This window comes from Pseudomonas sp. FW507-12TSA, from assembly GCF_058781435.1.
Genome location: NZ_JBYSWT010000009.1, coordinates 139,730 through 165,074 on the forward strand (window position 1 = coordinate 139,730; position 25,345 = coordinate 165,074).

Annotated in this window: 27 protein-coding genes; 25 read left to right on the plus strand and 2 right to left on the minus strand. The window is 63.8% G+C overall.

What is annotated here, in order from left to right; all coding sequences use genetic code 11:
- The first annotated feature begins 115 nt into the window (after positions 1-115).
- The 14 genes from flhA to AC3WK8_RS11360 all read left to right on the plus strand — a co-directional run bounded on the left by flhA (position 116) and on the right by AC3WK8_RS11360 (position 14,503).
- Positions 116-2,245: a flagellar biosynthesis protein FlhA gene (gene flhA, locus AC3WK8_RS11295; protein WP_085595852.1), complete on the plus strand. Its 2,130-nt coding sequence runs from the start codon at positions 116-118 to the stop codon at positions 2,243-2,245.
- Positions 2,246-2,256: 11 nt separating this feature from the next.
- On the plus strand, positions 2,257-3,579 hold the full coding sequence (gene flhF / locus AC3WK8_RS11300) for a flagellar biosynthesis GTPase FlhF (RefSeq protein ID WP_085595850.1): 1,323 nt from the start codon (positions 2,257-2,259) through the stop codon (positions 3,577-3,579).
- Positions 3,580-3,697: 118 nt separating this feature from the next.
- Positions 3,698-4,528: a flagellar synthesis regulator FleN gene (gene fleN, locus AC3WK8_RS11305; RefSeq protein ID WP_016963180.1), complete on the plus strand. Its 831-nt coding sequence runs from the start codon at positions 3,698-3,700 to the stop codon at positions 4,526-4,528.
- A complete protein-coding gene (gene fliA / locus AC3WK8_RS11310) occupies positions 4,525-5,265 on the plus strand; it encodes an RNA polymerase sigma factor FliA (protein WP_011060003.1) in 741 nt (246 codons plus the stop codon). The genes fleN and fliA overlap by 4 nt, the downstream gene beginning before the upstream one ends.
- A gap of 166 nt (positions 5,266-5,431) precedes the next feature.
- Positions 5,432-5,803: a chemotaxis response regulator CheY gene (locus AC3WK8_RS11315; protein ID WP_003183998.1), complete on the plus strand. Its 372-nt coding sequence runs from the start codon at positions 5,432-5,434 to the stop codon at positions 5,801-5,803.
- 30 nt (positions 5,804-5,833) lie between these two features.
- On the plus strand, positions 5,834-6,622 hold the full coding sequence (locus AC3WK8_RS11320; RefSeq protein WP_085595848.1) for a protein phosphatase CheZ: 789 nt from the start codon (positions 5,834-5,836) through the stop codon (positions 6,620-6,622).
- 12 nt (positions 6,623-6,634) lie between these two features.
- Complete coding sequence (locus AC3WK8_RS11325; RefSeq protein WP_103324832.1) at positions 6,635-8,929, plus strand: chemotaxis protein CheA; 2,295 nt, start codon at positions 6,635-6,637, stop codon at positions 8,927-8,929.
- Positions 8,930-8,976: 47 nt separating this feature from the next.
- Positions 8,977-10,101, plus strand: coding sequence for a protein-glutamate methylesterase/protein-glutamine glutaminase (locus tag AC3WK8_RS11330; RefSeq protein WP_103324831.1), 1,125 nt, complete (start codon positions 8,977-8,979; stop codon positions 10,099-10,101).
- On the plus strand, positions 10,101-10,841 hold the full coding sequence (locus tag AC3WK8_RS11335; protein ID WP_022643060.1) for a flagellar motor protein: 741 nt from the start codon (positions 10,101-10,103) through the stop codon (positions 10,839-10,841). Before AC3WK8_RS11330 ends, AC3WK8_RS11335 begins: the two co-directional genes overlap by 1 nt.
- A gap of 2 nt (positions 10,842-10,843) precedes the next feature.
- Positions 10,844-11,728: a flagellar motor protein MotD gene (gene motD, locus AC3WK8_RS11340; protein ID WP_022643061.1), complete on the plus strand. Its 885-nt coding sequence runs from the start codon at positions 10,844-10,846 to the stop codon at positions 11,726-11,728.
- A gap of 50 nt (positions 11,729-11,778) precedes the next feature.
- Entirely contained in the window at positions 11,779-12,567 is a 789-nt protein-coding gene (locus tag AC3WK8_RS11345) for a ParA family protein (protein ID WP_022643062.1), read from the plus strand.
- Between the two features lie 84 nt (positions 12,568-12,651).
- Positions 12,652-13,548: a CheW domain-containing protein gene (locus AC3WK8_RS11350; RefSeq protein WP_103324830.1), complete on the plus strand. Its 897-nt coding sequence runs from the start codon at positions 12,652-12,654 to the stop codon at positions 13,546-13,548.
- Between the two features lie 79 nt (positions 13,549-13,627).
- The gene (locus tag AC3WK8_RS11355; protein WP_011060011.1) at positions 13,628-14,110 is read left to right on the plus strand and encodes a chemotaxis protein CheW; all 483 of its coding nucleotides are present in this window, start codon (positions 13,628-13,630) and stop codon (positions 14,108-14,110) included.
- On the plus strand, positions 14,111-14,503 hold the full coding sequence (locus AC3WK8_RS11360) for a DUF2802 domain-containing protein (protein ID WP_053135067.1): 393 nt from the start codon (positions 14,111-14,113) through the stop codon (positions 14,501-14,503).
- 71 nt (positions 14,504-14,574) lie between these two features.
- Here AC3WK8_RS11360 and AC3WK8_RS11365 read toward each other — a convergent pair whose 3' ends face one another.
- Both AC3WK8_RS11365 and fliK read right to left on the minus strand, forming a co-directional pair.
- Positions 14,575-14,904, minus strand: a complete 330-nt coding sequence (locus AC3WK8_RS11365) for an EscU/YscU/HrcU family type III secretion system export apparatus switch protein (RefSeq protein ID WP_022643065.1) — start codon at positions 14,902-14,904, stop codon at positions 14,575-14,577.
- Positions 14,901-16,484 (minus strand): flagellar hook-length control protein FliK, encoded by a 1,584-nt coding sequence (gene fliK, locus AC3WK8_RS11370; RefSeq protein ID WP_103324829.1) that lies wholly within the window; start codon positions 16,482-16,484, stop codon positions 14,901-14,903. The genes AC3WK8_RS11365 and fliK overlap by 4 nt, the downstream gene beginning before the upstream one ends.
- Positions 16,485-16,680: 196 nt before the next feature.
- Between fliK and ccmA the strand changes: the two genes are divergently transcribed.
- The 11 genes from ccmA to AC3WK8_RS11425 all read left to right on the plus strand — a co-directional run bounded on the left by ccmA (position 16,681) and on the right by AC3WK8_RS11425 (position 25,332).
- A complete protein-coding gene (gene ccmA / locus AC3WK8_RS11375) occupies positions 16,681-17,316 on the plus strand; it encodes a cytochrome c biogenesis heme-transporting ATPase CcmA (protein ID WP_103324828.1) in 636 nt (211 codons plus the stop codon).
- Positions 17,313-17,981: a heme exporter protein CcmB gene (ccmB, locus tag AC3WK8_RS11380; protein WP_022643068.1), complete on the plus strand. Its 669-nt coding sequence runs from the start codon at positions 17,313-17,315 to the stop codon at positions 17,979-17,981. Before ccmA ends, ccmB begins: the two co-directional genes overlap by 4 nt.
- Before the next feature lie 78 nt (positions 17,982-18,059).
- Positions 18,060-18,815, plus strand: a complete 756-nt coding sequence (locus tag AC3WK8_RS11385; protein WP_068578478.1) for a heme ABC transporter permease — start codon at positions 18,060-18,062, stop codon at positions 18,813-18,815.
- Complete coding sequence (ccmD, locus tag AC3WK8_RS11390) at positions 18,812-18,988, plus strand: heme exporter protein CcmD (protein WP_022643069.1); 177 nt, start codon at positions 18,812-18,814, stop codon at positions 18,986-18,988. Before AC3WK8_RS11385 ends, ccmD begins: the two co-directional genes overlap by 4 nt.
- Positions 18,985-19,440 (plus strand): cytochrome c maturation protein CcmE, encoded by a 456-nt coding sequence (gene ccmE / locus AC3WK8_RS11395; protein WP_022643070.1) that lies wholly within the window; start codon positions 18,985-18,987, stop codon positions 19,438-19,440. Before ccmD ends, ccmE begins: the two co-directional genes overlap by 4 nt.
- Positions 19,441-19,443: 3 nt before the next feature.
- On the plus strand, positions 19,444-21,432 hold the full coding sequence (locus AC3WK8_RS11400) for a heme lyase CcmF/NrfE family subunit (RefSeq protein ID WP_103324827.1): 1,989 nt from the start codon (positions 19,444-19,446) through the stop codon (positions 21,430-21,432).
- Complete coding sequence (locus AC3WK8_RS11405) at positions 21,429-21,965, plus strand: DsbE family thiol:disulfide interchange protein (RefSeq protein WP_103324826.1); 537 nt, start codon at positions 21,429-21,431, stop codon at positions 21,963-21,965. The genes AC3WK8_RS11400 and AC3WK8_RS11405 overlap by 4 nt, the downstream gene beginning before the upstream one ends.
- A complete protein-coding gene (locus AC3WK8_RS11410; RefSeq protein ID WP_053135052.1) occupies positions 21,962-22,432 on the plus strand; it encodes a cytochrome c-type biogenesis protein in 471 nt (156 codons plus the stop codon). The genes AC3WK8_RS11405 and AC3WK8_RS11410 overlap by 4 nt, the downstream gene beginning before the upstream one ends.
- Complete coding sequence (gene ccmI, locus AC3WK8_RS11415; RefSeq protein ID WP_103324825.1) at positions 22,429-23,634, plus strand: c-type cytochrome biogenesis protein CcmI; 1,206 nt, start codon at positions 22,429-22,431, stop codon at positions 23,632-23,634. The genes AC3WK8_RS11410 and ccmI overlap by 4 nt, the downstream gene beginning before the upstream one ends.
- A gap of 12 nt (positions 23,635-23,646) precedes the next feature.
- On the plus strand, positions 23,647-24,060 hold the full coding sequence (locus AC3WK8_RS11420; RefSeq protein ID WP_103324824.1) for a hypothetical protein: 414 nt from the start codon (positions 23,647-23,649) through the stop codon (positions 24,058-24,060).
- A 129-nt stretch (positions 24,061-24,189) separates the two neighbouring features.
- On the plus strand, positions 24,190-25,332 hold the full coding sequence (locus tag AC3WK8_RS11425; RefSeq protein ID WP_103324823.1) for a BAR domain-containing protein: 1,143 nt from the start codon (positions 24,190-24,192) through the stop codon (positions 25,330-25,332).
- Positions 25,333-25,345 lie beyond the last annotated feature (13 nt).

Below are 25,345 nucleotides of genomic sequence, written 5' to 3' on the forward strand. Positions count from 1 at the left end.
AATGCGTGCAAATACTTGATTGAGCTGCCCGGATGAAAGTTGGAAGGCTTCTTGCAGTAGCCGCCCTGTGCCGCTTCAGGCGTCAAAAGTTTGCTTTACGGAACGGGGTAAATCGGTGGATCGCACTCAGTTAATCAACACGGCTCGCAGTAACCTGGCCGACCTTGGTCGGGGCAATCTGGGTGTGCCGGTGCTGTTGTTGGTCATGCTGGCCATGATGATGCTGCCGGTGCCGGCGTTCCTGCTGGATGTGTTCTTCACGTTCAACATCGCCCTGTCGATCGTGGTCCTGCTGGTCTGCGTCTACGCCCTGCGACCGCTGGATTTCGCGGTATTCCCCACCATCCTGCTGGTGGCCACCTTGTTGCGCCTGGCACTCAACGTGGCCTCGACCCGGGTGGTGATGCTCCATGGGCAGGAAGGGCACGCCGCCGCGGGCAAGGTGATCCAGGCCTTCGGCGAGGTGGTGATCGGCGGTAACTACGTCGTGGGTATCGTGGTCTTCGCGATCCTCATGATCATCAACTTCGTGGTAGTGACCAAGGGTGCCGGGCGGATCTCCGAGGTGAGCGCGCGCTTCACCCTGGACGCCATGCCCGGCAAGCAGATGGCCATCGACGCCGACCTCAACGCCGGCCTGATCGACCAGAACCAGGCCAAGGCGCGCCGCGCCGAAGTGGCCCAGGAGGCCGAGTTCTACGGCTCCATGGACGGTGCCAGCAAGTTCGTCCGCGGTGATGCCATCGCCGGCTTGCTGATCTTGTTCATCAACCTGATCGGCGGTATGGCGGTCGGTATCTTCCAGCACGACATGACCTTTGCCGACGCTGGCCGGGTCTATGCCTTGCTGACCATCGGTGACGGTTTGGTGGCGCAGCTGCCCTCGCTGCTGTTGTCCACCGCGGCGGCGATCATGGTCACCCGTGCCTCGGGCTCCGAGGACATGGGCAAGCAGATCAACCGGCAGATGTTCGCCTCGCCCAAGGCCCTGGCGGTGGCCGCCGGGCTGATGGCGGTCATGGGCGTGGTGCCGGGCATGCCCCATGTGTCTTTCCTCAGCCTGGCCCTGGTGGCCGGCGGTGCGGCGTACCTGCTCTGGCGCCAGCAGAACCAGGCCAAGGTCCGCGCCGAGGAAGAGCTCCAGCGCCAGCAGGATCTGCTGCCCTCGCCGGCACGGGCCCTGGAGACCAAGGAACTGGGCTGGGACGACGTGACCCCGATCGACATGATCGGCCTGGAAGTGGGTTATCGCTTGATTCCCCTGGTGGACCGCAACCAGGGCGGGCAACTGCTCGCGCGGATCAAGGGGGTGCGCAAGAAGCTGTCCCAGGACTTGGGTTTCCTGATGCCCACCGTGCATATCCGTGACAACCTCGACCTGGCCCCCAGCGCCTATCGCCTGACGCTGATGGGCGTGATCCTGGCCGAGGCCGAGATCTATCCGGATCGCGAATTGGCGATCAACCCGGGGCAGGTCTACGGCACCCTCAATGGTATCGCCGCCCGGGATCCAGCCTTCGGCCTGGAGGCGGTGTGGATCGAGATCAGCCAGCGGCCCCAGGCCCAGTCCCTGGGCTACACCGTGGTCGACGCCAGTACCGTGGTCGCCACTCACTTGAACCAGATTCTGTACAAGCACTCCAGCGAACTGATCGGCCACGAAGAGGTCCAGCAACTGATGCAGGTGCTGGCCAAGAGTTCGCCGAAGCTGGCTGAAGAGCTGGTGCCGGGCGTGCTCTCGCTCTCGCAGTTGCTCAAGGTGCTGCAAGCCTTGTTGGCCGAACAGGTGCCGGTGCGTGATATCCGCAGCATTGCCGAGGCTATCGCCAACAATGCCGCTAAGAGTCAAGATACTGCCGCTTTGGTTGCTGCGGTGCGCGTCGGATTGTCTCGCGCCATCGTCCAAAGCATTGTAGGTACTGAGTCCGAGCTGCCTGTGATCACCTTGGAGCCAAGGTTGGAACAGATTTTGCTCAGCAGTTTGCAGAAGGCAGGACAAGGCCAGGAAGAAGGCGTTCTGCTCGAGCCAAGCATGGCAGAGAAGCTGCAGCGTTCGCTGATCGAAGCGGCGCAGCGTCAAGAGATGCAAGGTCAACCGGTGATTCTGTTGGTAGCGGGTCCGGTCCGCGCCATGCTCTCGCGGTTCGGTCGTCTGGCCGTCCCGGGTTTGCATGTGCTGGCGTACCAGGAAATTCCCGACAACAAGCAAGTGACCATCGTTGCGACAGTAGGGCCCAACGGCTGAGGTAGTGGGTTATGCAAGTTAAGCGTTTTTTCGCCGCCGATATGCGTCAGGCCATGAAACTGGTTCGTGATGAGTTGGGGGCCGAGGCTGCCATCATCGGCAACCGCCGGATCGCCGGTGGCGTCGAGCTGACGGCGGCCCTGGATTACAAGTTATCGGCCTTGTCGCCACGGATTCCGAACATGGAGCTCGAAGACGAGCTGCGCAAGACCCAGTCGCGGATCGTTACCGCCCAGGCCGAGCTGAGCCTGCGGGGCGAAGGCGACACTGCCTCGATCAGCAATCGCCAGTTGTTCGCCGGCCTGCCGTTGACGGCAGCCGAGCCCTTGATCGAGCCAACCCTGACCGAGCGCCCGCGCCCGGCTCCGGCCCCAGTCGCGCCGGCGGTGGACAACCGTGCCCTGGACTCCATGCGCTCCGAGCTCAACGGCTTGCGCGAGCTGCTGGAAGTACAGCTCGGTTCCCTGGCCTGGAGCCAGTTGCAGGGCAGTCGTCCCGAACAGGCCAACCTCTGGCGCCGCCTGCAGCGCATCGGCTTGTCCGGCCCCCTGGCTCGCGACCTGCTGGCCCTGATCACCGATATCGACGAGCCACGCCAGGCCTGGCGCATGCTCCTGGCGCACCTGGCGCGAATGATCCTGACGCCGGAAGTCGAGCCCCTGGAAGAGGGCGGGGTGATTGCCATGGTCGGCCCTGCCGGCATGGGCAAGACCACCACCCTGGCCAAGCTGGCGGCTCGCTACGTGCTCAAGTACGGCGCGCAGAACATTGCGCTGGTGAGCATGGACAGCTACCGCATCGGTGCCCAGGAGCAGCTCAAGACCCTGGGGCGGATCCTCAATGTCTCGGTGACCCATGTCGATCCTGGCCAGTCCCTGGCCCAGGCCCTGGAGCCGCTGCTGCGCAAGCGCGTGGTGCTGATCGATACCGCCGGCCTGCAGGCCAGCGATCCGGCGTTGCGCATGCAGCTTGAAAGCCTGGCCGGTCGCGGGATCCGCGCGAAGAATTACCTGGTGCTGGCCACCACCAGCCAGAAGCAGGTGCTGACCGCCGCCTACCACAGCTACAAGCGCTGTGGGCTGGCCGGCTGCATCCTGACTAAACTGGATGAAACAGCCAGCCTTGGCGAGGTGTTGAGCCTGGCCATCAGTCATGAATTGCCGGTTGCCTATCTGACCGATGGCCCGCGGATTCCTGACGACCTGCACCTGCCGCGTCGGCACCAACTGGTGAGCCGCGCCGTGAGCGTGCAGATGCAGGAAGAACCCAGCGAAGAAGCCATGGCCGATATGTTCGCTGACCTGTACCACAACCCGGCCAAGCGGGTCGGCTGAGGTACTCATGAATAGATTGCAGTGTATCTACATCGATGGTCTGCCAGGCATTGTTCTCACGGTGAACACGCAGCCAGTTATGTGGCCCCGTCTAAGTAAGACAAGGTAAAGAAAGAACATGGGCAGCATGCATCCCGTACAGGTGATCGCGGTGACCGGCGGCAAAGGTGGCGTCGGCAAGACTAATGTGTCAGTGAACTTGTCCCTGGCTCTGGCTGAGCTCGGTCGACGGGTCTTGCTGCTGGATGCCGACCTGGGATTGGCCAATGTCGATGTCCTCTTGGGCCTGACCCCCAAACGCACCCTGGCCGATGTCATCGAAGGGCGCTGCGAGCTGCGCGACGTGCTGCTCCAGGGGCCGGGTGGCATCCGCATCGTTCCGGCCGCCTCGGGCACCCAGAGCATGGTGCACCTGAGCCCCGCCCAGCATGCCGGCCTGATCCAGGCCTTCAGCGACATCGGCGACAACCTCGATGTGCTGGTGATCGACACCGCTGCGGGTATTGGTGACTCGGTAGTCAGTTTTGTCCGCGCGGCCCAGGAAGTGCTGCTGGTGGTCTGCGACGAACCCACTTCGATCACCGACGCCTACGCGCTGATCAAGCTGCTCAACCGCGACTACGGCATGAACCGCTTCCGGGTCCTGGCCAACATGGCCCAGAGTCCCCAGGAAGGGCGCAACCTGTTTGCAAAGTTGACCAAGGTCACTGATCGCTTCCTGGACGTGGCCTTACAATATGTCGGCGCAGTTCCCTACGACGAAAGCGTGCGCAAGGCCGTGCAAAAGCAGCGTGCGGTCTATGAAGCCTTTCCTCGCTCGAAGTGTGCATTGGCGTTCAAGGCCATCGCACAGAAAGTCGATACCTGGCCGTTGCCGGCGAACCCACGCGGGCACCTGGAATTCTTTGTCGAGCGGCTAGTGCATCAAACAGCGGGACCGGTGCTATGACTGCCAGTGGCTACAACCTCTACAAGAAGTCGGCGCGTGACAGCCAATACGAACTGATCGAGCGCTATGCGCCCCTGGTCAAGCGTATCGCCTATCACTTGCTGGCGCGGTTGCCGGCCAGTGTCCAGGTAGAGGACCTGATCCAGGCCGGGATGATCGGTTTGCTCGAAGTATCGACCAAGTACGACGCGAGCAAGGGCGCGAGTTTCGAGACTTACGCGGGTATCCGTATCCGTGGCGCGATGCTCGACGAGGTTCGTAAAGGCGACTGGGCACCGCGTTCGGTGCACCGTAATACGCGCATGGTCAGTGATGCCATTCGCGCAATTGAAGCTAAAACCGGTCGTGACGCTAAAGATCACGAGGTTGCGGCCGAACTTCAATTGAGTCTCGACGATTATTACGGGATTTTGAACGACACCCTGGGCAGCCGGCTGTTCAGTTTCGACGACCTGTTGCAGGACGGCGAACATGAAGGGCTGCACGAGGATGGCGCCAGTGCTCATCTCGAGCCGTCACGGGACCTGGAGGATGAACGCTTCCAGGCCGCGTTGGCGGATGCGATTGCCAATTTGCCGGAGCGCGAGCGACTGGTGTTGGCGCTGTACTACGACGAAGAGCTGAACCTCAAGGAAATCGGTGAGGTCCTGGGGGTCAGCGAATCGCGGGTCAGCCAGTTACACAGCCAGTGCGCGGCCCGCTTGCGGGGGCGTTTGGGGGAGTGGCGAGCGCGCTGACAGGCAGTGTGGGGACACTGCGCCCAAGACCGGTCAGGCCTTGCGCCTTGCCGGTTTTGCAGTATGTGCTCCATGCAGTCGTTGCGTGTTATGCCGGATTGATTGAATGGCGCGTCCAGGAACTGGATGCGTTTAAGACTGCTTGGAGGTCGAATTGGACAAGAACATGAAAATCCTCATCGTTGATGATTTCTCAACGATGCGGCGGATCATAAAAAACCTGTTGCGTGATCTGGGTTTCACCAACACGGTCGAGGCCGACGATGGCACTACCGCCATTCCGGTACTCAACAGCGGGAGCATCGACTTTCTGGTAACGGACTGGAACATGCCGGGCATGACCGGTATCGATCTGCTGCGCCACGTGCGCGCCGATGAAAAGCTCAAGCACCTGCCGGTATTGATGGTGACTGCCGAAGCCAAGCGCGAGCAGATCATCGAAGCCGCCCAGGCCGGCGTTAACGGCTATGTCGTCAAACCATTCACGGCCCAGGCGCTGAAAGAGAAGATCGAGAAGATCTTCGAACGCATCGGTTGAGATGCGTAGCCATTGCGCCACGGGGGAGCTATGGAGCATAACGAATCTTCACTGGGCGACTTTGAGTCGACCCTGAAAAAACATGCGCTGGAACTGGTCGAGAGTCTGGAGAAGGGCAGGTTCGGCGAAGCCGTGCAACTGATCCATGAGCTCAATCAGACCCGTGACCGCGGCCTGTACCAGGAAGTGGGCAAGCTCACCCGCGAGCTGCATAGCGCGATCGTCAATTTCCAGATTGACCCGCATATGCCGCAAGCCGAGGAAGTTTCACAGATCACGGATGCCACCGAGCGCCTGTCCTATGTGGTCCGGCTGACGGAAGCCGCAGCCAACCGCACCATGGACCTGGTGGAGAGCAGCACCCCGCTGGTCAACGGCCTGAGCGCTGAAGCCCAGGCCTTGAGCGTGGACTGGGGCCGCTTCATGCGGCGCGAGGTCGGTGCCGAGGAGTTTCGCGAACTGGCGCGGCGGGTCGACGGTTTTCTGACTCGTAGCGAGCAGGAGACCCGTACCATCTCCGGCCACCTCAACGACATTCTGCTGGCGCAGGATTACCAGGACCTCACCGGCCAGGTGATCAAGCGCGTGACCCAGTTGGTCACGGAAGTCGAAAGCAATCTGCTCAAACTCGTCTTGATGGCCAGCCAGGTCGATCGTTTCGCTGGTATCGAACATGACCGCGCATCGATCCTGGCGGAAAAAGATCCGCAAAAACATCTCGCCAAGGGTGAAGGTCCGCAGATTCATGCCGATAAACGGGAAGACGTCATGTCCGGTCAGGACGATGTTGACGATTTGCTTTCCAGCCTTGGATTCTAGGAGCACCCATTAATGAGCTTCGGCGCCGATGAAGAGATCCTTCAGGATTTCCTGGTTGAGGCCGGCGAGATTCTAGAGCAACTGTCCGAACAATTGGTCGAGCTGGAAAGCCGGCCAGATGATGCGGATCTGCTCAACGCAATTTTTCGCGGTTTTCACACTGTTAAAGGGGGCGCCGGCTTCCTCCAGCTCAATGAGCTGGTGGAGTGCTGCCATATCGCCGAGAACGTTTTCGACATCCTGCGCAAGGGTGAGAGACGAGTCGACTCGGAACTGATGGACGTGGTGCTCGAGGCTCTGGACACGGTGAACAGCATGTTCGGCCAGGTCCGCGAGCGTACCGAGATCACTCATGCGACACCTGAATTGCTATCCGCCCTGGCGCGCCTGGCCGAACCGGCCGGTGCGCAGCCCGCTCCTGCCCCCGTGGAAGAGGTGGTCGAGGCCGTGGCGGAACCCGAGCCCGAGCCGCAAGCGCCGGCGGGCGATATTACCGACAACGAATTCGAACTGTTGCTCGACTCGCTGAGCGCCGCCAAGGCCGATGCCGATGCCGCGCCCGCCGCCGTATCTGCCGCCGAGGGTGAGCCTGCCGGCGACGAGATCACCGACGCCGAGTTCGAGTCCCTGCTGGACCAGTTGCACGGCAAGGGCCAGTTCGCCCCCGATGCGCTCGCTCCCGCCGCGGCCGATGCCGAGGGTGGCGCCGCTGCCGGCGGCGATGAGATCACCGACGACGAGTTCGAAGCACTGCTGGACCAGTTGCATGGCAAGGGCAATTTCGCCGTTGACGCACTGGAATCGGCGGTAGCTGCCGCACCTGCCGCCGCTGCGCCAGATGCAGCTGCGGCTGGCAGCGACCTGATCACCGATCACGAATTCGAATCCCTGCTCGATGAGCTGCACGGCAAGGGCAAGTTCTCCGACACGCCAGGCACTGCCCAGCCAGCGGCCACGGTCGCTGCGGCTCCTGCCGTGGCGGCACCGGCGGCTGCCAGTGCCGCGGTGGCCAAGCCTGCGGCAGCCAAGCCGGCCGCCGCTGCCAAGCCTGAGGCCAAGGTCGAGGCGCCAAAACCCGCCGCGGCTCCTGCTCCGGCCCGCGCGCCAGCCGCAGCAGCCGAGAAGCCGGCCAGCGAAGCGGAAACCACGGTGCGCGTGGACACTGCGCGCCTGGATGAAATCATGAACATGGTGGGCGAGCTGGTACTGGTGCGTAACCGCCTGGTGCGCCTGGGGCTCAACAGCGGCGACGAAGCCATGTCCAAGGCGGTGTCGAACCTCGATGTGGTCACCGCCGACTTGCAGACCGCGGTGATGAAGACCCGCATGCAGCCGATCAAGAAGGTCTTCGGGCGCTTCCCGCGCCTGGTTCGCGACCTGGCCCGGCAGCTCAAGAAAGAGATCAACCTGGAGCTGGTGGGGGAAGAAACCGACCTCGACAAGAACCTGGTGGAGGCCCTGGCCGACCCGTTGGTGCACTTGGTGCGCAACGCGGTGGACCACGGTATCGAATCTCCGGAAGAACGCGAGGAATCGGGCAAGTCGCGCCAGGGCAAGGTGGTGTTGGCCGCCGAGCAGGAAGGCGACCACATCCTGTTGTCGATCTCCGATGACGGCAAGGGCATGGATCCCAATGTCCTGCGCGCCATCGCGGTCAAGCGCGGGGTGATGGACAAGGACGCCGCCGATCGCCTGAGCGATACCGAGTGCTACAACCTGATCTTCGCCCCCGGGTTCTCCACCAAGACCGAGATCTCCGATGTCTCCGGTCGCGGTGTGGGCATGGACGTGGTCAAAACCAAGATTTCCCAGCTCAATGGCTCGATCAACATCTATTCGACCAAGGGCCAGGGTTCGAAGATCGTGATCAAGGTGCCGCTGACCCTGGCGATCATGCCGACGCTGATGGTCATGCTCGGCAACCAGGCGTTCGCCTTCCCGTTGGTCAACGTCAACGAAATCTTCCACCTCGACCTGTCGCGCACCAACGTGGTGGACGGCCAGGAAGTGGTGATCGTGCGGGACAAGGCCTTGCCCTTGTTCTACCTCAAACGCTGGCTGGTCAGTTCCGCCGCTCATGAAGAGCAGCGCGAGGGCCACGTAGTGATCCTTTCGGTGGGCACCCAGCGGATCGGCTTTGTCGTCGACCAGTTGGTGGGCCAGGAAGAAGTGGTCATCAAGCCCTTGGGCAAAATGCTCCAGGGGACCCCGGGCATGTCCGGCGCCACCATTACCGGTGACGGTCGCATCGCGCTGATCCTCGATGTTCCGAGCATGCTCAAGCGTTACGCCGCACGGCGTATTTGATTCGGTGGGGAGGGGCGCTTGGCCTCGCCCCACCTAACGGAGTGTTTATGGCAGTCAAAGTCCTGGTGGTGGACGATTCGGGTTTTTTCCGCCGCCGCGTCTCGGAAATTCTTTCAGCGGATTCGAGCATCCAGGTCGTCGGTACCGCGACCAATGGTAAAGAGGCGATCGATCAGGCCCTGGCCCTCAAGCCGGACGTGATCACCATGGACTACGAGATGCCGATGATGGATGGCATCACCGCAGTGCGGCACATCATGCAGCGCTGCCCGACCCCGGTCCTGATGTTCTCTTCCCTGACCCATGAAGGCGCGCGGGTGACCCTCGATGCGCTGGACGCCGGGGCGGTGGATTTCCTGCCGAAGAATTTCGAGGACATCTCGCGCAACCCCGAGAAGGTCAAGCAACTGTTGTGCGAGAAGGTCCACAGCATCTCGCGCAGCAACCGGCGCTTCAGCAGCTACAGTGCCCCGGCACCGCAAAGCAGCGCGCCGACTCCGGCCACCTCGAGCTTCGCCAGCAGCCGTCCGGCCGCATCGGCCCCGGCCCCGGTTCCGAGCCGTGCCCCGGCGCCCGCCGCGAGCCCGGCAGCGCCTGCGCCCAAGCGCAAGGCCTACAAGCTGGTGGCCATCGGTACTTCCACCGGCGGCCCGGTGGCGTTGCAGCGGGTACTGACCCAGCTGCCGGCCAACTTCCCGGCGCCGATCGTGCTGATCCAGCACATGCCGGCGGCCTTCACCAAGGCTTTCGCCGAGCGCCTGGACAAGCTTTGCAAGATCAGCGTCAAGGAGGCCGAGGACGGCGACATCCTGCGCCCAGGTCTGGCGCTGCTGGCCCCTGGCGGCAAGCAGATGATGGTCGACGGCCGTGGCGCGGTGAAGATCCTGCCTGGCGACGAGCGCTTGAACTACAAGCCGTGCGTGGACATCACCTTCGGCTCTGCAGCCAAGTCCTACAACGATAAAGTCCTGGCGGTGGTGCTCACCGGCATGGGCGCCGACGGTCGTGAGGGCGCGCGCCTGCTCAAGCAGGGCGGCAGCGCGGTGTGGGCCCAGGATGAAGCCAGTTGCGTGATCTATGGCATGCCCATGGCTATCGTCAAGGCCAACCTGGCGGACGCGGTGTATAGCCTGGACGATATCGGCCGGCACCTGGTCGAGGCTTGCATGTAATGGATGTACTGAGCCTTATCGGGATCATCATGGCGTTCGTCGCCATCATCGGCGGCAACTACCTCGAAGGTGGCCATCTTTCGGCCCTGGCCAACGGCCCGGCTGCGCTGATCGTGCTCGGCGGCACCATCGGCGCGGCCTTGCTGCAGTCGCCGTTGAGCGCCTTCAAGCGCGCCATGCAGATCCTCGCCTGGATCCTGTTCCCGCCGCGGGTCGACCTGCCGGCGGGCATCGACCGGGTGGTCAACTGGAGCCTGACCGCGCGCAAGGAGGGCCTGCTGGGCCTGGAAGGCGTGGCGGATGCCGAGCCCGATACCTATTCACGCAAGGGCCTGCAGTTGCTGGTGGATGGCGCCGAGCCGGAAGCCATCCGCAGCATCCTCGAAGTGGACTTCTATACCCAGGAAAGCCGGGATATCGAGGCCGCCAAGGTTTTCGAGAGCATGGGCGGCTACGCGCCGACCATCGGGATCATCGGTGCGGTGATGGGCCTGATCCATGTCATGGGCAACCTGGCCGATCCCTCGCAGTTGGGTAGCGGTATCGCCGTGGCCTTCGTCGCCACCATCTATGGCGTGGCCAGCGCCAACCTGGTGCTGCTGCCGATCGCCGCCAAGCTCAAGTCCATCGCCCTGCGCCAGTCGCGGTACCGGGAAATGCTCCTCGAGGGCCTCCTGTCGATCGCCGAAGGCGAGAACCCGCGTTCCATCGAGTTGAAGCTGCAAGGCTTCATGGACTGATCATGGCTCGTCGTCGTCAACATGAAGAACACGTCAACCACGAACGTTGGTTGGTTTCCTACGCCGACTTCATCACCCTGTTGTTCGCGTTTTTCGTGGTCATGTACTCGATTTCCTCGATCAACGAGGGCAAGTACAAGATCATCTCCGAAGCGCTGGTCGGGGTCTTCACCGATTCCGATCGCGCCCTCAAGCCGATCCCTATCGGCGAAGAGCGGCCCAAGACCGTGACCCCGGCCAAGCCGCTGGTCAAGGACAGCGAGCAGATCGATGCCGGCATCTCGGGCGGCAGCGACCCGCTCAAGAGCATTGCCGATGACATCAGCGCGGCCTTCGGCGATCTGATCAGCTCCGACCAGATGACCGTGCGTGGCAACGAGCTGTGGGTGGAGATCGAGCTCAACTCCAGCCTGCTGTTCGGCAGTGGCGATGCCATGCCCAGCGATATGGCGTTCACCATCATCGACAAGGTGGCGAAGATCCTCAAACCCTTCGACAATCCGATCCACGTCGAGGGTTTCACCGACAACCTGCCGATCCAGACTGCGCAATATCCCACCAACTGGGAGCTGTCTTCGGCGCGCTCGGCGAGTATCGTGCGGATGCTGGCGATGCAGGGCGTTAACCCGGCGCGCATGGCTTCGGTGGGGTATGGCGAATTCCAGCCGGTGGCCAACAATGCCACCGCCGAAGGCCGGGCGCGTAACCGCCGGGTGGTGCTGGTGGTCTCGCGCAACCTGGATGTGCGCCGTAGCCTGACCGGTACCGGTACCGCCAATGCGACCCCGGATGCGGCTCTGAAGCGGGCTGGCACACAAACTGCACCAACCGCGGTGAAATCGCCGGTACAGGGGAGTGCCGTCAATTCTCCGTCACCTGCTTTATAACTTAGCGCTATGTCTCGCCCTGCTGTGGCTGGGCGGGAGGAACAAACTGAATGAGAGTCTGGGCTGTTGCCAATCAAAAGGGTGGTGTCGGTAAAACCACCAGTTCCATCGCTTTAGCCGGCTTGCTGGCGGAGGCGGGCAAGCGCGTGGTCGTGGTCGACCTCGACCCCCACGGGTCCATGACCAGCTATTTCGGTTATGACCCCGACAGCCTGGAGCACAGCAGCTACGACCTGTTCCTGCACAAGGGCAGCGTGCCCGAGGATCTTCCTGGGCAACTGTTGCTGGGCACCAGCCACGAACGGATTTCCCTGTTGCCGTCGAGCACGGCCCTGGCCACCCTGGAGCGCCAGTCTCCCGGGCAGAGCGGCCTGGGCCTGGTGATCGCCAAGAGCCTGGCGCAGCTGTGGCAGGACTTCGACTATGCAGTCATCGACAGCCCGCCGCTGCTTGGGGTGTTGATGGTCAACGCCCTGGCGGCCAGCCAGCAACTGGTGATCCCGGTGCAGACCGAGCACCTGGCGGTCAAGGGGCTGGAGCGCATGGTCAATACCCTGGCGATGGTCAACCGCTCCCGCAAGCAGCCGTTGCCATTCACCATCGTGCCGACTCTGTTCGACCGGCGGACCCAGGCCTCGCTGGGCACCCTGCGGATTCTGCGGGACAAGTTCCCGGAGCAGATCTGGCAAGGCTACATTCCCGTGGATACGCGCCTGCGCGATGCCAGCCGGGCCGGGGTCACGCCTTCGCAATTCGACGGCAAGAGCCGTGGCGTGCTGGCCTACAAGGCCTTGCTCAAGCATTTGCTGGCGCAACAAGCCGTGGCGCAGGTGGCCTGACGTGAAGCACCATTCAAGTCGCCCGGCAGCCCGGCCGATAACCCCTACAGTTCACTGTGTGGGGTTTTGTGCGTGGGTGTCCTCATGAACCGTCCCCTGGATGTCAAGAACCGGCCGCAGCTGGCGCTGCAGTCGTACCTGGATGCTTTGCTGCAGGATGCCACCGAGGAAGAGCCGCTTCCCGAGATCGTTGCTGAGCCGATTCCGCCTGTCGTTGAGGCCCGTACTGAAGCCTCCAGCGAGGTACTGGACGAATTCCAGGCTGCGGTACTGGAGGAGCAGGCCCGGGATGCACGGATCCAGCACCAGGCACCGCCTGCTGCTCGGGTCGAGGCGCCTGCTGTCGTACCCGCGGCTCCCGTGCAGGATGCACCGGCACCCCTGCCGGCCTCGATCTCGCCCGTGGTGCCGATGCTCCAGGCCCTGGTGCCGCCCGTGGTGGACGTCCATCTGCCACCTGGCAACACACCGCCGCCGGTCGCCGGTAGCGATCGCCCGTCATGGGCGGCCGAGCCTTTCGAATGCCTGTTGTTCGATGTCGCTGGCCTGACCCTGGCGGTACCCCTGGTGTGCCTGGGGTCGATCTATTCCCTGGCGGGTCAGGAGCTGACGCCGTTGTTCGGCCAGCCGGAATGGTTCCTCGGTATCTTGCCGAGCCAGGCCGGCAACCTGAAGGTGCTGGACACGGCGCGCTGGGTCATGCCGGATCGCTATCGCGACGATTTCCGCCAGGGCCTGCAATACGTTATTTCGGTCCAGGGCTATGAGTGGGGGCTGGCCGTGCACCAGGTCAGCCGTTCGCTGCGCCTGGACCCCAATGAAATCAAGTGGCGTAGCCACCGGGGCCAGCGTCCGTGGCTGGCCGGTACGGTTATCGAACACATGTGCGCGTTGCTCGACGTCGCCGAGTTGGCGGAATTGATCGCCACCGGGGGCGCCAAGCAGCTGGCAATCAGTCAAGCGGCCCACAAGCCGAAGTGAACCAACAACAGGCCGTGCCAATGGGGCGCGGCCATACAGAACACACGCCGTTGCCAACGGTATTTTGAGGGGTCAGGGTATGAATAAGTCGTCGTCTGCACAGGGTTCCGAAGATCCGATCCTGCAATGGGTCACCTTCAAGCTCGATAACGAGTCCTACGGCATCAACGTGATGCGCGTCCAGGAAGTCCTGCGCTACACCGAGATCGCCCCGGTGCCGGGTGCTCCGAGCTATGTGCTGGGCATCATCAACCTGCGCGGCAACGTGGTGACCGTGATCGACACCCGCCAGCGCTTTGGCCTGGTGCCCACCGAAGTCAACGACAACACCCGGATCGTCATCATCGAGGCTGACAAACAGGTGGTCGGGATCATGGTCGACAGCGTGGCCGAGGTGGTCTACCTGCGCCAATCCGAAGTCGAGACCGCGCCGAACGTCGGCAACGAAGAATCGGCCAAGTTCATCCAGGGCGTCTGCAACAAGAACGGCGAGCTGCTGATCCTGGTGGAGCTGGACAAGATGATGAGCGAAGAGGAATGGTCGGAACTGGAGAGTATCTGATTGATCCTCGAGGTAGCGGTAATTGTCCTGGCGATCCTCTGGGTCGCCACTCTCGCGCTGTTCCTGTCCTTCGCCCGCAACCAGCGGCAGATCGCTGCGCAGCAGGCCGAGGGCGATGCCCTGCGCGACCTGCGAATCAAGGAGTTGGCCAAGCGGGTCGATCATTACCAGAACGGCACGGTGCGCATGGGCGAGGACTTGCACGAGCTGCGGGCTGTGGTGGCGCCGTTGCCGGACAAGCTGGCCCAGCTGGAACAGCGTGACCCTTCCACCTTGTCCTTTGCCCAGGCCGCACGGCTGGTGGGCATGGGCGCCAGCATCGACGAGCTGACCCAATCCTGCGGCCTGACCCAGGCCGAGGCCGAGCTGGTGAGCAAGCTGCACAAAGGCTGAGCATCAGCTTCAAGCTTCAAGCTTCAAGCTTCAAGCATGCAGCTTGCGGTTTATGGCTTGCAGTTGCTCTTCTAGTAATCGTCGCCGCGCTCGGTGATGTCCTTTTCCGACTCTATCTGCCGTGGATCGTGGCCTGCCGGGAACTTGCCCTTGAGGTTCCAGGCGAAGGCGATGATCTCGGCGATGGTCCGGTACAACTCCGGCGGGATGCTGTCGCCCAGCTCCAGGCGCGCCAGCAACCTCACCAGTTCGGCGTTCTCATAGATCGGCACTTCATAGTCGCGGGCGATCTTCAGGATGGCTTCGGCCAGTTCGTCATCGCCCTTGGCGGTGAGTGTCGGAGCCTGCTGGCCATCGTATTTGAGGGCGATGGCCTGGCGAGGTGGGGCAGAGTGCTTCATGCGGTTTCGTCGACCCAGCGTTGTTCCAATCGGGTATGCGGGCCTTGGGGCGGGATGCCGAGATGGCAATCCAGGTCGCCGACATCCAGGCCCGAGGCCAGCAGGCGCTCGCGCAGGTTGCCCAGGTGGCTTTCGATCAGGCTCGCGGTGTAGGGGCGTTCGGCCCAGAGTTGGCTGGACAAGCGGCCCTGGAGCAGTTGCGCCTGGACCTGCAGCGGGCCCAGCGGCTCCAGGTCGAAGGCCAGGTCGACCCGCCACAAGGCCTGCCGGGGCTCGCGTTCTTCACGTTTGTCCGGGGTTTGCTGTTCTGCTTGCGCCGGCTCTTCGCGCTGCAACTTGACCTGCAGGGGCACGATGTCCTGCAGGTTGCGCATGGGGATTTCCAGCTGCCAGGTGGTCAGCTGGCGGCCATCGTCGGTACGCCCGCTTTGTTCCAGGCCCGCCAGTTGGTGGCTCTGCAGGCGCGATACCGCCGCGGCGGCCAGGCGCAGCAGTTGCTCCAGGCTGCCTGAGCCTTCCAGGCTTTGCAGCAGGCGCTCCGGCAGCGGGAAGCCGCCGGCAGTGGTCTTGGCGCTGACCTGGCCCAGGGTGCCCAGGGCGCTGCGTACAAAGCTGGGTAGCGACTGGGCCAGGGTATTGGCGGCGAGGATTGCGTTGAAGCTGGTGGAGGAGGGCAGTGCCGGAGTCAATTGGGCGATCAGGCGTAGCAGGTCGGCCTTCAGGTCTGTGGCCTGGCCCGGGTTGCCTGCGGCCAGTTGGGCCTCGAGGAACACGCCGCTACCCAGCAGCGCCTGGGCCACGCCGCGGGCGGTGCTCATTTGCTGTGCATTGGGCAGACTGCCCAGCAGGCGTTCGACTGCGGCGCGCAGGTCGCTGGCCGGGCCGGGCTGGTCGTCGACGGGCAAGTTCTGCAGGGCATTGAGCAGGCCGCCCAGGGAGCCCTGGCGACTTTGCTGGCTGGCCAACTGGGCGGCGATCGCCAGTTGGTCCTGGCGGTTGCTCAAGGGGACGAAGCTCAGGGTCCGGGCATCTGTCACCAGGGCGCTCAGCAAGCTGCCGATACCCAATGGCTGCGGGCTCTCGATGTCCAGGGTGCTGCCGCTCTGGGCGGTATTGAGCAGGCTCACCAGGGAACGGTACAGCGCTGGCTGGTTACTGCCCTGGGGCAGCAATTGCGAGGTCAGGACCTTGCCCTGCAACAGGGTGCCCGGAGGCAGTTGGGCGGTATCCAGGCTGGTCAAGGCGGCGACACTGGACGCGATGGCCTGTTGCACGGTGATGGCCAGGTTGGCTGCCGATGGCTGGGTCACCGCCAGGCTGGTGCCCTGGGGCAGGGGTTGGTTGCTGGTGGCTTGCAGGGTGGTTTGCCGGCCGTTGTCCAGGGTCAGCTTGAGCAGCAGCTCGAAGGTCTGGTTCGTCTGCTTGAGCGACAGCACCTCGGCCCGGGCGCTCTGGCCGGGCGCGATCAGCCCCTCCAGCGGCGGCGTCAGCTTGAGCAGTTCACCGCTGGGCAACTGCGCGCGCGAGGCTCCGGGAGCGGGCGTCGGTGGCAGCGGGGGGATGTTCATTTCGCCTGTCATTCGGACACAACCTGTGGAAATTAACCCCCTGTAAGGTAGGGACTCACATGTATAATGCCGCCCGTCTTTTAAGGAGTGGTAAAAACAATACAATTGTTTGACGCAGCTCTCTAGAACAGGCCGCCAATGCATTTATCCTGCATTCCTTTAACGGCCGCTCCACTGCCGACTTGAACCCGTAAAGGCCCGCTATCCCTTGACCAGCCCTCTTCTCGAAGCCGTTGCACTCGCTTGTGAGCGCGATTGGCGGATGCTCTTTGAACACCTCGAGTTGCGTTTGACGGCTGGAGACATGGTGCAGATCAGCGGTCCCAATGGCAGCGGCAAGACCAGCCTGTTGCGCCTGCTCGCCGGGCTGATGCAGCCCACCAGTGGCCAGGTGCTGCTCAACGGCCAGCCATTGCAGGCCCAGCGCGCCGAACTGGCCCGCAACCTGTTGTGGATCGGCCATGCCGCCGGCATCAAGGACTTGCTCACCGCCGAAGAGAACCTCAGCTGGCTCTGTGCCCTGCACCAGCCGGCCCGGAGCGAGGCGATCTGGCAGGCCCTGGCCGCCGTCGGCCTCAAGGGGTTCGAAGACGTTCCCTGCCATACCCTGTCCGCCGGCCAGCAGCGCCGTGTGGCCCTGGCCCGCCTGTACCTGGACAGCCCGCCGCTGTGGATCCTCGATGAACCCTTCACTGCCCTGGACAAGCAGGGCGTGGCGCAACTCGAGGAACACCTGGCCGGCCATTGCGAACGCGGCGGCACGGTGGTGCTGACCACCCACCACACTCTTGGCCGCATGCCCTCGGGATACCGCGATATCGACCTGGGACGGTGGGCCGCATGAGTGTCTTCGTCTTGTTGGTGGCCCGTGAGGCTCGGCTGCTGTGCCGGCGCCCGGCAGAGTTGGCCAACCCCCTGGTATTTTTCGCGATAGTCGTCGCCTTGTTTCCGCTGGCGGTGGGACCTGAGACACAATTGTTGCAAACCTTGTCTCCCGGCCTGGTCTGGGTGGCGGCGCTATTGTCCGTCCTGCTCTCGCTGGACGGGCTTTTTCGCAGTGATTTCGAGGATGGATCCCTGGAGCAGTGGGTCCTTTCGTCGCACCCCCTGGCCCTTCTGGTGCTGGCCAAGGTGCTGGCACACTGGATCTTCTCCGGGTTGGCACTGGTATTGCTCGCGCCCTTGCTGGCGGTGATGCTCGGGCTGCCGGCCGCCTGCCTGCCAGTACTGCTGCTCTCGTTGCTGCTGGGTACGCCGGTCCTCAGTTTGCTCGGGGCGGTGGGCGCGGCGCTGACGGTAGGGCTCAAGCGCGGCGGCTTGTTGTTGGCGCTGTTGATCCTGCCGTTGTACATCCCGGTGTTGATTCTCGGCAGTGGCGCCTTGCAGGCGGCATTGCAGGGCCTGCCGACTACAGGGTTCCTGCTGTGGCTTGGTAGCCTGGCTGCGCTGGCAGTGACCCTGACACCCTTTGCAATAGCTGCTGGCCTGAAGATCAGCGTCGGCGAATAATGAGGTCTGGTTGTTTTTTGACCAGTAAAGACCCTGGCTGTTCGTGTAGACGAAGAGCAACCGTGATGGAAGCAACGAATGAACTGGACCTGGTTTCACAAGCTCGGCTCGCCTAAATGGTTTTACGGCATCAGCGGCAAGCTGCTGCCCTGGCTGAGCGTCGCCGCCGTGTTGCTGATTGGTATCGGCGTGGTCTGGGGCCTGGCCTTCGCGCCACCGGACTACCAGCAAGGCAACAGCTTTCGCATCATCTATATTCATGTGCCGATGGCGATGCTGGCCCAGTCTTGCTATGTGATGCTGGCGGTGTGCGGGGTGGTCGGGCTGGTATGGAAAATGAAGCTGGCCGACGTTGCCCTGCAATGCGCGGCGCCCATTGGCCATTCCATCACGTTCCTGGCGCTGGTGACCGGGGCCATCTGGGGCAAGCCGACCTGGGGGTCCTGGTGGGTCTGGGATGCCCGGCTGACCTCGATGCTGATCCTGCTGTTCCTGTACGCCGGCCTCATGGCCCTGAACGCCGCCATCAGCAACCGTGACAGCGCCGCCAAGGCTTGTGCGGTGCTGGCGATCGTCGGGGTGGTGAACATCCCGATCATCAAGTACTCGGTGGAGTGGTGGAACACCCTGCACCAGGGGGCGACCTTCACCCTGACCGAAAGGCCCGCCATGCCGGTGGAAATGTGGCTGCCGCTGTTGCTGACGGTACTGGGTTTCTATTGTTTCTTCGCCGTGGTCCTGTTGCTGCGCATGCGCCTTGAAGTACTCAAGCGCGAAGCCCGGACCAGCTGGGTCAAGGCCGAAGTCCAACGCAGCCTGGAGGCCGCGCAATGAGTTTTGCATCCTTCAGCGACTTTCTCGCCATGGGCCATCACGGCCTGTACGTCTGGTCGGCCTACGGTATCTGCCTGGTGGTCCTGGTGCGTGAGCTGGTGGCGCCGATCCTGGACCGCAGGAGCTATCTGCAACAAGAGGCGCGTCGTCTGCGCCGGGAGAACGGTAAGTGAATCCGCTGCGTAAAAAGCGTCTTTTGATCATCCTGGCGATCCTGGTGGGTGTCGGCATCGCCGTCGGCCTGGCCCTCAGCGCGCTGAAGGAAAACATCAACCTGTTCTACACCCCGACCCAGATCGCCAATGGCGAAGCCCCCCATGACACCCGCATCCGCGCCGGTGGCATGGTCCAGGCCGGCTCGCTGGAGCGCTCCGCCGACTCGCTGGACGTCAAGTTCGTGGTCACCGACTTCAACAAGTCGGTAACCATCACCTACCGCGGCATCCTTCCGGACCTGTTCCGCGAAGGGCAGGGCATCGTCGCCCTGGGCAAGATCAACGCCGATGGCGTGGTAGTCGCCGATGAAGTACTGGCCAAGCACGACGAGAAGTACATGCCGCCGGAAGTCACCAAGGCGCTGAAAGACAGCGGCCAGTCGGCACCGACGCCGGCCAAGGAGGGTTGAGCCATGAGTTCCGCTTTGTTCGTTCCCGAGCTCGGCCACCTGGCGATGATCCTGGCGCTGTGCCTGGCCCTGGTCCAGGCGGTGGTGCCGTTGCTGGGCGCCTGGCGTGGCGACCGGTTGTGGATGAGCCTGGCGCAGCCGGCGGCCTGGGGGCAGTTCGCCTTCTTGGTATTCGCCTTCGGCTGCCTGACCTACGCCTTCATGAATGACGATTTCTCGGTGGCCTACGTCGCCCATAACTCCAACAGCGCCTTGCCCTGGTACTACAAGTTCAGCGCCGTATGGGGTGCCCACGAAGGCTCGCTGCTGCTCTGGGCGCTGATCCTGGGTGGCTGGACCTTCGCCGTGTCGGTGTTCTCGCGGCAGTTGCCGCAAGTGATGCTGGCCCGGGTGTTGGCGATCATGGGCATGATCAGTACCGGCTTCCTGTCGTTCCTGATCGTCACCTCCAACCCCTTCGCGCGGATCCTGCCCCAGGTCCCGGCCGATGGCCGCGATCTCAACCCGCTGTTGCAGGACATCGGCCTGATCGTCCACCCACCGATGCTCTACATGGGCTATGTCGGTTTCTCGGTGGCCTTCGCCTTCGCCATCGCCGCGTTGCTCGGCGGTCGCCTCGATGCCGCCTGGGCCCGCTGGTCGCGGCCCTGGACGATAGTCGCCTGGGCCTTCCTCGGCATCGGCATCACCCTGGGCTCCTGGTGGGCCTACTACGAGCTGGGCTGGGGTGGCTGGTGGTTCTGGGACCCGGTGGAAAACGCCTCCTTCATGCCTTGGCTGGTAGGCACCGCGCTGATCCACTCCCTGGCCGTCACCGAGAAGCGCGGGGTGTTCAAGAGCTGGACCGTGCTGCTGGCCATCGCTGCCTTCTCCCTGAGCCTGCTGGGCACCTTCCTGGTCCGCTCCGGGGTCCTGACCTCGGTCCATGCCTTTGCCGCCGACCCTGAGCGTGGCGTGTTCATCCTGTTCTTCCTGTTGTTCGTGGTGGGGGGCTCGCTGACCCTGTTCGCCTTGCGCGCACCGGTGGTCAAGAGCCAGGTGGGCTTCAACCTGTGGTCCCGGGAAACCCTGTTGCTGGGCAACAACCTGGTGCTGGTGGTGGCGGCCTCGATGATCCTCCTGGGGACCTTGTACCCGCTGGTGCTGGACGCCCTGAGCGGCGCCAAGCTGTCGGTGGGGCCGCCGTACTTCAATGCGCTGTTCATCCCGCTGATGGCCCTGTTGATGGTGGTGCTGGCGGTGGGCGTGCTGGTGCGCTGGAAAGACACCCCGGTCAAATGGCTGCTGGGCATGCTGGCTCCGGTGCTGCTGGGCAGCGTGGCCCTGGCCGTGGTGGCGGGCATCGCCTATGGCGACTTCAACTGGGCGGTGCTGGCGACTTTCCTGCTGGCGGCCTGGGTGGTGTTGTCCGGAGTACGGGATATCTTCGACAAGACTCGCCACAAGGGCCTGGTCAAGGGCCTGCCGAACCTGACCCGCAGCTACTGGGGCATGCACCTGGCGCACCTGGGGATCGCGGTCTGCGCCCTGGGCGTGGTGCTGTCGAGCCAGAACAGCGCCGAGCGCGACCTGCGCCTGGAGCCGGGCGAGTCCATGGAACTGGCGGGCTACCACTTCATCTTCGAGGGTGCCAAGCATTTCGAAGGCCCCAACTTCACCTCCGACAAGGGCACTGTCCGCGTCGTGCGCAACGGCAAGGAAGTGGCCGTGCTGCATCCGGAAAAGCGCCTGTACACCGTGCAGAGCTCGATGATGACCGAAGCCGGGATCGACGCCGGTTTCACCCGCGACCTGTATGTCGCCCTCGGCGAGCCCCTGGGCAATGGCGCCTGGGCGGTGCGCGTGCACGTCAAGCCGTTCGTGCGCTGGATCTGGCTCGGCGGCCTGCTGACAGGCCTTGGCGGCGTGCTGGCGGCGATGGACCGGCGTTATCGAGTCAAGGTGAAGAGCCGGGTGCGTGAAGCGCTGGGCATGACAGGAGCCACTGCATGAAACGCTGGATGATGATGTTGCCCCTGGCGCTGTTCCTGGTGGTGGCGGTGTTCCTCTATCGCGGGTTGTACCTGGACCCGGCCGAGCTGCCGTCGGCGATGATCGGCAAGCCGTTCCCGGAGTTTTCCCTGCCTTCGGTGCAGGGCGACAAGACCCTGACCCGCGCCGACCTGCTGGGCAAGCCGGCGCTGGTCAACGTCTGGGGCACCTGGTGCATTTCCTGCCGGGTCGAGCACCCGGTGCTGAACAAGCTGGCCGAGCGTGGCGTGGTGATCTACGGGATCAACTACAAGGACGTCAACGCCGATGCCCTGAAGTGGCTGGCCGAGTTCCACAATCCCTACCTGCTGGACGTGCGCGACGAGGAGGGCTCCCTGGGCCTGAATCTCGGTGTGTATGGCGCTCCGGAAACCTTCTTCATCGACGCCAAGGGCATCATCCGCGACAAGTACGTCGGGGTGATCGACGAAGTGGTCTGGCGTGAGCAACTGGCCGCCAAGTACCAGGGCCTGGTCGACGAGGCCAAGCCATGAAGCGCTGGTTGATCGCGGCCCTGCTGGGCCTGGGTATCGTCGGGGTGGCCCAGGCCGCCATCGACACCTACCAGTTCGCCAATGACGGCGAGCGTGAGCGGTTCCACGAGCTGACCAAGGAGCTGCGCTGTCCCAAGTGCCAGAACCAGGACATCGCCGACTCCAATGCCCCCATCGCCGCGGACCTGCGCAAGGAAATCTTCCGCATGCTCGGCGAAGGCAAGGACAATCAGCAGATCATCGACTTCATGGTCGATCGCTACGGTGATTTCGTGCGCTACAACCCGGCCTTGACCGGCAAGACCGCCTTGCTCTGGTTCGGCCCTGCCGGGCTGCTGCTGGGCGGCATGGTGATCATCGCCGTGATTGTCCGGCGCCGCCGCGCCCAGCGCAGCGATAGCCCGAACACGCTTTCCGCCGAAGAGCGGCAGCGCCTCGACCAACTGCTGGATAAAAACCACCCATGACTGATTTCTGGCTCGCGGCAGGCCTGTTGCTCCTGATCGCCTTGAGTTTCCTGCTGATCCCGATACTGCGTGAGCGTCGCGCCCAGCGCGAAGAGGACCGGACCGCGCTCAACGTTGCGCTGTATGAAGAACGCCTGGCCGAGTTGCAGGGCCAGCAGCAGGAGGGCGTGCTTAGCGCCGAGCAATTGGACAGCGGCCGGGCCGAGGCCGCCCGCGAGCTGCTGGCAGACACCGAAGGCAACGGCCAGGTGCGCAATTCGCGGCTGGGCAAGCCGCTGCCCCTGCTGGCGGCAGTGCTGGTGCCGCTCCTGGGCCTGGGCCTGTACCTGCACTTCGGAGCCAGCGACAAGGTCGAGCTGACCCGCGAGTTCGCCCAGGCGCCGCAGACCATGGAAGAAATGACCCAGCGCCTGGAGCGTGCGGTGGCGGCCCAGCCGGACTCCGCCGAAGGCCTGTACTTCCTCGGGCGCACCTACATGGCCCAGGATCGGCCGGCGGATGCGGCGAAGATCTTCGAGCGCACCGTGGCCCTGGCCGGGCGCCAGCCCGAGCTGCTGGGACAGTGGGCCCAGGCCCAGTATTTCGCCGATGACAAGAAGTGGTCGGACAAGGTCCAGGCCCTCACCGACGAAGCGCTCAAGGCCGATCCCAACGAGGTCACCAGCCTGGGTCTGCTGGGCATCGCCGCCTTTGAAAGCGAGCGGTTCCAGGATGCCATCGACTACTGGAAGCGCCTGCAGGCGCAACTGCCGCCGGACGACAAATCCCGTGCAGCCCTGCAAGGCGGGATCGACCGGGCCAGCGAGAATCTGGTGGCAAGCGGGGGCAAAGTGGCCGCCGAGCCGGCGACCAAGGCCAAGGGCGCGCTGCTCAAGGTCCGGGTCGACCTGGCCGCCGAGCTCAAGGCCAAGGTCCAGCCGGGCGACAGCGTGTTCATCTTCGCCCGCGCCACCCAGGGACCACCGGCGCCCTTGGCGGCCAAGCGCCTGACCGTGGCCGACTTGCCGGCCACCGTCGAGCTGGGGGATGCCGACGCGATGATGCCGCAGCTGAAACTGTCGAACTTCCCTGAAGTCCAACTGGTTGCGCGTGTTTCCCGCGCTGGCCAGCCAACGGCCGGTGAATGGGTCGGACACAGCCAGCCCCTGGCCAGCAGCACCACCACGGCCCAGCAGCTGACCATCGACAGCCCGGATAAATAAAGAGAAACCACTATGACCGCCATCGCTCGCATCACCCTGTTGTCCCTGGTCCTGGGGTTGAGCGCTTGTACGGTCCAGCGGCCAGTACCCACCAGTTCCGAGCCCATCCCGCCAGCGGAGCCGAGCACGCGCCCGGCTCCTTCCACGGCGCCCTCCGGCAAGCCCGCCACGCCCCATGCACCAGCACCTGCAACCAAGGCCCTGCCACGCACTTCGGCCAGCTTCGCTCCGCCTCCGGGTGGGCACAGCCACTGGGACCCACGACTGGGGGTCTACGTGCTGGACAACCAAAACAACACCTTCTACCGCCAGCGCACCTACTATCGCTGGAACAACGGCTGGAGCCGCTCCATCAGCCCCGACGGCCCCTGGGAAGATACCGATATCCATGGCGTGCCCGCCGGGCTCGGCCGCCAGTTCCAGTAACGCTGCTGGCGCTTGTACCGCCAGACCCTCGCCAAGGCCCATCCCAGGGCCTTTGTCGCAAATGCTTAAGCCTCGTGGGCCTTGGCCGATACAGCGAGGTGTTCCTGAGCCGCTGCCGTTGAGCGACCGATGAAAAAATCCCTGAACAAACCCTATTTCCTGCCGATGCTGTTCTGGCTGGCGCTAAGCGGTGTGCTGTTGCTGCTCTACGGATTGGGCCCGGCCGAAGTGCCGGAACTGATCTACCTGTCGGTGCAGCCACTGTCCTTGCTGGTGGTCTTCGCGTTTTTCTATTACTTCTGCTGCTGGACCTTCATCTCGGTATTCCCGCTCACCGAGGTGGGTTGGAAGAAGGTGGACTACGGCTGGCTGACGCTGGCGTCCCTGGCCCTGATCAGTGCCACCCAGGTGGTGCGGGTGGATTGGTTCCAGAGCGGCTATCGCCTGGCGCAGAGCACCCAGGCCGGATTGCAGCGGGGTGTCGCGGCGGATATCGACGACCTGCTGGGCAAGCAGCACTGCCGGGCCGCCACCCAGCTGCACGAACCCCAGGATGCCGCCCAGGTGCTCAACCTGTGCGAACGTTTTGCCAGCTTGCCGCGCATGGACGATGGCCGATTGTCGATACTGGCCGTGACCCGGGTACAACAGGCCCTGGGGGATCTGCGCGGCGAGTACTCCTCGGCCGTGGTCGGCCAGTGGCTGGAGCGCCTGGCCGAAGACTTCGCCGAACAGCAGCGCCAGCGCAAGGAGGTCGATCGCCTGCGCGCGCTGACCGAAACCAGCCGGGCCGAGAAAATCTATAGCTACTTCGCCCCCTTGCTGCTGGTGTTCGCCCTTGCCCTGCGGGCCTCGAAGGTCACCGGCGAAGTACGGCTCAAGGTGCCGAAGCGGCGCAAGCTGTGGCTGATCGTCAACCGCCGTGTAGTGCTCGACGGCCTGGGATTTGCCCGGGGCGCACGGGCCCGGCTCGACGAGGCGCTGGGCAACTGGCGGGTGGCGGGGTGGGGCGTGGTGCACCTGGCCTGCGACTTCATCACCGCGGCCGGCCCCCAGGACACCCCGGTGGCGGTGAGCGCCGGCTTCTACGAGAACGAATTCCACCTCGCCAGCGCGGCCGACTTCGATGGCAGCGAGTTCGTCGAGTGGGCGGCCACCCAGGTCATCGACACCCTCTACCTGGTGGGCGAAACCGATCCGCAACTGCTCGCGCTGGTTCGCCGCTGGGGCGCGGCGGCGAACATCGAGGTGCTGATCCGCGAGCGCATCTGAGCCTTGGCCATGC

Bases quoted from the DNA above. Each gene is read 5' to 3' on its own strand.
- flhF (WP_085595850.1), top strand. From the start codon at position 2,257: ATGCAAGTTAAGCGTTTTTTCGCCGCCGATATGCGTCAGGCCATGAAA.
- fleN (WP_016963180.1), top strand. From the start codon at position 3,698: ATGGGCAGCATGCATCCCGTACAGGTGATCGCGGTGACCGGCGGCAAA.
- fliA (WP_011060003.1), top strand. From the start codon at position 4,525: ATGACTGCCAGTGGCTACAACCTCTACAAGAAGTCGGCGCGTGACAGC.
- AC3WK8_RS11315 (WP_003183998.1), top strand. From the start codon at position 5,432: ATGAAAATCCTCATCGTTGATGATTTCTCAACGATGCGGCGGATCATA.
- AC3WK8_RS11320 (WP_085595848.1), top strand. From the start codon at position 5,834: ATGGAGCATAACGAATCTTCACTGGGCGACTTTGAGTCGACCCTGAAA.
- AC3WK8_RS11325 (WP_103324832.1), top strand. From the start codon at position 6,635: ATGAGCTTCGGCGCCGATGAAGAGATCCTTCAGGATTTCCTGGTTGAG.
- AC3WK8_RS11330 (WP_103324831.1), top strand. From the start codon at position 8,977: ATGGCAGTCAAAGTCCTGGTGGTGGACGATTCGGGTTTTTTCCGCCGC.
- AC3WK8_RS11335 (WP_022643060.1), top strand. From the start codon at position 10,101: ATGGATGTACTGAGCCTTATCGGGATCATCATGGCGTTCGTCGCCATC.
- motD (WP_022643061.1), top strand. From the start codon at position 10,844: ATGGCTCGTCGTCGTCAACATGAAGAACACGTCAACCACGAACGTTGG.
- AC3WK8_RS11345 (WP_022643062.1), top strand. From the start codon at position 11,779: ATGAGAGTCTGGGCTGTTGCCAATCAAAAGGGTGGTGTCGGTAAAACC.
- AC3WK8_RS11350 (WP_103324830.1), top strand. From the start codon at position 12,652: ATGAACCGTCCCCTGGATGTCAAGAACCGGCCGCAGCTGGCGCTGCAG.
- AC3WK8_RS11355 (WP_011060011.1), top strand. From the start codon at position 13,628: ATGAATAAGTCGTCGTCTGCACAGGGTTCCGAAGATCCGATCCTGCAA.
- AC3WK8_RS11365 (WP_022643065.1), bottom strand. From the start codon at position 14,904: ATGAAGCACTCTGCCCCACCTCGCCAGGCCATCGCCCTCAAATACGAT.
- fliK (WP_103324829.1), bottom strand. From the start codon at position 16,484: ATGACAGGCGAAATGAACATCCCCCCGCTGCCACCGACGCCCGCTCCC.
- ccmB (WP_022643068.1), top strand. From the start codon at position 17,313: ATGAGTGTCTTCGTCTTGTTGGTGGCCCGTGAGGCTCGGCTGCTGTGC.
- AC3WK8_RS11385 (WP_068578478.1), top strand. From the start codon at position 18,060: ATGAACTGGACCTGGTTTCACAAGCTCGGCTCGCCTAAATGGTTTTAC.
- ccmD (WP_022643069.1), top strand. From the start codon at position 18,812: ATGAGTTTTGCATCCTTCAGCGACTTTCTCGCCATGGGCCATCACGGC.
- AC3WK8_RS11400 (WP_103324827.1), top strand. From the start codon at position 19,444: ATGAGTTCCGCTTTGTTCGTTCCCGAGCTCGGCCACCTGGCGATGATC.
- AC3WK8_RS11405 (WP_103324826.1), top strand. From the start codon at position 21,429: ATGAAACGCTGGATGATGATGTTGCCCCTGGCGCTGTTCCTGGTGGTG.
- AC3WK8_RS11410 (WP_053135052.1), top strand. From the start codon at position 21,962: ATGAAGCGCTGGTTGATCGCGGCCCTGCTGGGCCTGGGTATCGTCGGG.
- ccmI (WP_103324825.1), top strand. From the start codon at position 22,429: ATGACTGATTTCTGGCTCGCGGCAGGCCTGTTGCTCCTGATCGCCTTG.
- AC3WK8_RS11420 (WP_103324824.1), top strand. From the start codon at position 23,647: ATGACCGCCATCGCTCGCATCACCCTGTTGTCCCTGGTCCTGGGGTTG.
- AC3WK8_RS11425 (WP_103324823.1), top strand. From the start codon at position 24,190: ATGAAAAAATCCCTGAACAAACCCTATTTCCTGCCGATGCTGTTCTGG.